Source organism: uncultured Thiocystis sp., from assembly GCF_903866365.1.
In the GTDB taxonomy this organism is placed as follows: domain Bacteria; phylum Pseudomonadota; class Gammaproteobacteria; order Chromatiales; family Chromatiaceae; genus Chromatium.
Genome location: NZ_CAIPNF010000425.1, coordinates 1 through 4,174, shown reverse-complemented (window position 1 = coordinate 4,174; position 4,174 = coordinate 1). Strand labels below are relative to the sequence as shown.

Annotated in this window: 7 protein-coding genes and 1 pseudogene; 3 read left to right on the top strand and 5 right to left on the bottom strand. The window is 63.7% G+C overall.

Features of this window, described 5'->3' with window-relative positions; genetic code table 11:
* A partial coding sequence (locus QZY07_RS23360) for a UvrD-helicase domain-containing protein (protein ID WP_295408137.1) occupies window positions 1-882 on the bottom strand: 882 nt, incomplete at its 3' end.
* 6 nt (window positions 883-888) lie between these two features.
* On the bottom strand, window positions 889-1,260 hold the full coding sequence (locus tag QZY07_RS23355) for a hypothetical protein (RefSeq protein ID WP_295408135.1): 372 nt from the start codon (window positions 1,258-1,260) through the stop codon (window positions 889-891).
* A gap of 192 nt (window positions 1,261-1,452) precedes the next feature.
* Here QZY07_RS23355 and QZY07_RS23350 point away from each other — a divergent pair, with 192 nt between their 5' ends.
* Genes QZY07_RS23350 through QZY07_RS23340 form a run of 3 tightly spaced genes read left to right on the top strand, consistent with a single transcriptional unit; the run spans window position 1,453 to window position 2,724 of the window.
* Window positions 1,453-2,157 carry a hypothetical protein gene (locus QZY07_RS23350; protein ID WP_295408133.1) on the top strand — a complete coding sequence of 235 codons (705 nt, stop codon included), beginning with the start codon at window positions 1,453-1,455 and terminating at the stop codon, window positions 2,155-2,157.
* Window positions 2,157-2,378, top strand: a complete 222-nt coding sequence (locus QZY07_RS23345) for a hypothetical protein (protein ID WP_295408131.1) — start codon at window positions 2,157-2,159, stop codon at window positions 2,376-2,378. Before QZY07_RS23350 ends, QZY07_RS23345 begins: the two co-directional genes overlap by 1 nt.
* 1 nt (window position 2,379) lies before the next feature.
* The gene (locus tag QZY07_RS23340) at window positions 2,380-2,724 is read left to right on the top strand and encodes a hypothetical protein (protein ID WP_295408129.1); all 345 of its coding nucleotides are present in this window, start codon (window positions 2,380-2,382) and stop codon (window positions 2,722-2,724) included.
* A gap of 79 nt (window positions 2,725-2,803) precedes the next feature.
* Here QZY07_RS23340 and QZY07_RS23335 read toward each other — a convergent pair whose 3' ends face one another.
* The 3 genes and pseudogenes from QZY07_RS23335 to QZY07_RS23325 form a co-directional block, all read right to left on the bottom strand.
* Entirely contained in the window at window positions 2,804-3,151 is a 348-nt protein-coding gene (locus QZY07_RS23335; protein WP_295408127.1) for a type II toxin-antitoxin system PemK/MazF family toxin, read from the bottom strand.
* Window positions 3,151-3,396 (bottom strand): AbrB/MazE/SpoVT family DNA-binding domain-containing protein, encoded by a 246-nt coding sequence (locus QZY07_RS23330; RefSeq protein ID WP_201096117.1) that lies wholly within the window; start codon window positions 3,394-3,396, stop codon window positions 3,151-3,153. The genes QZY07_RS23335 and QZY07_RS23330 overlap by 1 nt, the downstream gene beginning before the upstream one ends.
* Window positions 3,397-3,750: 354 nt before the next feature.
* A pseudogene (locus QZY07_RS23325) lies at window positions 3,751-4,174 on the bottom strand (hypothetical protein); the annotation flags it as partial.

Sequence of the window (4,174 nt, the reverse complement as noted above, 5' to 3'; positions counted from 1 at the left end):
GTGCGCCGTCGTGAGCGAGGCCACGGCACGGGCCGGATCCGCTTCGTCGGCGGCGGTCAACTGATCGAGCAATCCGGGAAGTCGGTCAGTGTATTTTTTGACCACTGACAAGCGCGCCTGGATCTCGCGATCCTCGGTCGCTTCGGCATAGGCTTCGAGATCGCCGAGGGTCTCGAAGGCGCGCATGAAGGGATCGCGCATCGTGCCGCGCTCGCCGTCCATCAGCCGCCAGGCGTCCCGCAGGGTCTCGAAATGGTCGTTGTACGCCCCGCCCACGAAATGAATCCGGGCGCGCGCGTTTGCCTGGAGCAAGCCGATGGCGCGCTCGATCAGGCCGGCGTTGGTGCGGTGCAGATAGGCGGTTTGCAGATCGTCGCTGGCGGGACCGCACGCACTGGGGCCGCCCCAGCCTTCCAGGGTCAGCGGTTCGTTTTTGAACGTGCCCAGGAGCGCGTTCGCCACGCCGGCAATCGCCGAGCCGAACCGAAAGCTGGCCGTCAGCGCATGGCGTTCCCCGTCCAGGCGATCCATCGCGTTCATCGCGCCCCGAAAGGCATAGATGTTCTGGTGCGCGTCCCCGACCAGGACGCGCCCGGTCTGCTGGCGGTTGAAGACCTGAAACAGACAGGGATTGGTGTCCTGCGCCTCGTCGAGCAGGATGACGTCGTACTTCCGCAGATCGGGTTTGGAGCGTTGATAGAGCTTGAGATCGCCATCGTGCGGCATCGGCATTGCCGCGATGTTGACATCCTGCATCGCGTCCCAGAGCCGCTGGGCGGCGGCGAGAACTTCCTGGGGATCGAACTGGCGCGTCCCGGCAGGCGACAGCCCGACAGGCTCCAGACGCAGCGCCGAATTCCCGGAGATCAGAAAGCGCGTCACGGCGCGTCACGCTTGATCGGCGAAGAGCAGCGCCTCGTCGGGGTTGCGCCTCGGCGTCGTCGCCTGCAACACCGTGCGCGCTTGCAAGGAGCGCGGCTGTCCGAGCTTATGTTTGTAGCGACTGCCGAAGGTCGCGAACGCCAGCGAATGCGACGTGCGGCAGTCGACATGACTGGGAAACCGCTGTTTCGCCGCCTCCGCCACCGACTTGTTGAACGCCAGGTAGAGCATCCGTTGCTGGGGTCGCGCCTGCGCAAAGCCCACGAGCGTTGCCGTCTTGCCGGTGCCCGCAAAGGCATTGATCGAGAGCGTGTCGGCGTGCGACGCGATGATCCCCTGCTGTTCGGTGGTGTAATCGAAGTCGAAAAGGTCGGCCATGGAATGAATCCTCTCGATGAAGCGCGCCTGTCGCGACGTGCGTGGGATCGGTTTTAGCGGGCAATCATAGCACTTTACTGAATCCGTAAAACGATATATATAATACGCTCTTGACGCGCGATGGCGCGACGTTTAAGGTCGACACATTCGCTCGCTGGCCGTCCGCCAGCTTGGTCAAAAGAGAGACGCCCCATGCACGCATCGATCGCCAGAGCCTTGTACCGCGGTTACGTGCGCCGCTTGGATCAGCGTCCCGAACGGCCCTTGCGCCCACCCCCTGCGGTGCGCACGCGTGGGGCCTGGATGCGCCAGTCGCTGCTCGAAATCGAACGCCAACCGCATTTCGTCGTGATCGAATCGAAGCGTCACGGCCACGGCAAACAGGAGGTGGCGATGGTCATGGGCGTGTGGCGTCAGCCGGAGACCTGGGCCGAGGGTTGGCAGGGCATCGCGTTCCTGCTCAATGCGCGCCATTGCGAGGTCCACCCGGTCGAAATCCCCGTGCGCCTGACGCATCATCTGATCGAGCGCACCCTGCAACGCCTGAATCTCGACCAGCCGGTCGCGGCGATTCAAAGTCTGGGGCCGGCGATCTACACCGCCTTGTGGAATGCCGCGATCGACGGCGGGGTCGATGGGAATCGGCTCCTGGGAATGCCCGGCGGCGCGGTGATCGCGGCCCCGGCACAGGACGACCCCGATTGCTGGGCGCTCGTCACCTTCGTGGATGACGACAAGCTACGTCCGGCGCAGCACCTGGACATCCAGGCGACCGCGCGCCGCGCGCAAACGCATGCCGAAGCATTCGCGCAGCTTGGCGCGCCCATCATGCCGCCGCCCTTGCGACAGGCGCGACGAATCGATGCGCCAGTCCCGCGCGCCTGGGCGTGCGCCTGATGGAAAATTTCATCGACGACATCCTTCTCAGCGAGCGCGCGGTAACTCAATGGCTCGCGACCGCCGCAGGCGGGATCGCGGCAGAGGACATTCCCGACGAGAGCGCCGAGCTTCTGCCGGACGGCAGATTGCGAATTTTTTGCCAGATGGCGGACGGTCGCCTGCTCGCCGAGACGATCGTCGAGGCGTCGGATTGGAAGTGGAGCGGGACGCGGCATTGAGATGCGGCCCTATGCGCCCGAGAACGTCGACGATGCCGCCGGCGATGCGGTGGGCCTGACGCTCGGTCGCCAGCGCCTCGGCAATCGTCTCGTTGATCGCGAGCCGCCCGAGCATCTCGGGAGGGAACGTCGTGGCTGGTGGCGGGTCGGTTACGAAGCGGGGCTGCAGATGCGCGCGCGCCGCATCACGATCGTCGTCTGGGATGGGGGAAGTCGTACCGATCAGGGCCACGTCAACCGCACGAGGATCATTAACCGTCTGGCCCTGCAAGGCGTGACCGGCGATGTTCGTATTTCCTACCACGACGCGACCGGGATGCTCTCCGAGCACCGGTGCGGAATTTGATGTCTGCCGGCGCTGGCAGTTTCAATTCGGGTTGGGATCCAGTTCCAGCGGTCGGCCCGGTACGCGCGGGCGATGGACCTCAGTCGAACAAGATCGCTTCAACTCTTGCGAGAACGTCGTCGACGAGACACTGGGGCGCCACCTCCTTGAGGCGCACATTCCGCGCACGCCAGTCCAGCGACTTCAACTGGTGGCAGTGAACGGCCCCCTGCGTCTGCGTTCCAGCCCCGATCAGCGTCACCACCGTTCCATGCGTGCGCGCCGCCGTCGCCGCGCCCTGCGAAATCGGGCAGATCATGGCCAAGCCTTGCTGGTTAAAGACTTTGCCACTCAGGACCAGGCCGAAGTGCGGGCCGGTCATTTCCCGGCCAGAGGACGGGTCGAAATCGAGATGCACGATGTCGCCACGGTTCGGCACAAACGCCATCAGCCACGCTCCAGACCGACCGAGGGCATGTCATCCCAGCCGACAACGCGGGGAAGGCCGTCTGGCATCTCGGCGATCAGGTCGGCGAGCTTGTAACGCGGACGGGCAGGTGCTTCGATCGTCATCGTCTTGCCAAGCAAGTGAAGCTCGACCTGTGAGCCTTCGCTTAAGCCATTTTGGTCGATAAACGCTTTGGGCACCGTCATCACGAGTGAGCCGCCGGCTTTGCGCAACGTCTGAAGCATTGGCGTGGTTCCTGTTTGTTAAAAATCCTATTTTAATAAAACTTTTTATTTTTTGCACAAAAAACCTCGAACTCTCATAGCGAATTCGATGTGGGGGTGGCGGACAGCAAGTGTCCGCAGGTCACTAACCGCACTCCCATTGACATCCTCCTCGCTCTAAAGAGACGAGGATTCCCAGGCGACGGAACCTGGCCGGACAGCCCTCGCGGCCTGTCTTTCCTGCTTCGACGCGGGGTGATTCGTCGACCGGCGTTGACCGGTCCACCGCCACGGCCCGCTCCACAGGCATCATTTCAGTCTCGATTGGACGTGTGGCGCGGCGCGGCTGGTCGGACGCGGCGCGATCCCCGATCCTCAAGACGCAAAAACGCGGGCATGGACCTCCTGCAACCACGTCAAGTCCACCCACACCGCTTCCGACCAGCCGCCCGGTTGACCGACATCGCCCAGGATCAGTTCCCGAAACAAATGTCGAAAGGCCGGAACATCGCCCCAACAGGCCGCGATCCGGTCGAGAAGATCGGGAAATTCGCGCTCCAGCCAGCCCTTTTCCGCGCGGTGTTTGTCCACTGGTTTGGCGACGTGCGGAAACCTCGGGGCGACGTTCCGATGCCGGTCCGCGGTTCCCGCCAACTGCGCGCACAGCAGCTTTTCCAGCTGCGTGTCGACGAAGCGGCGCAGCAGCGGTTGCGGATGCTCGAAGCTCAAGATCATGGTGTAGACCCCGTTCGCGGATGCCTTGCTCGGGACGCTGTGCGTCGGCGTACTGACATCGATG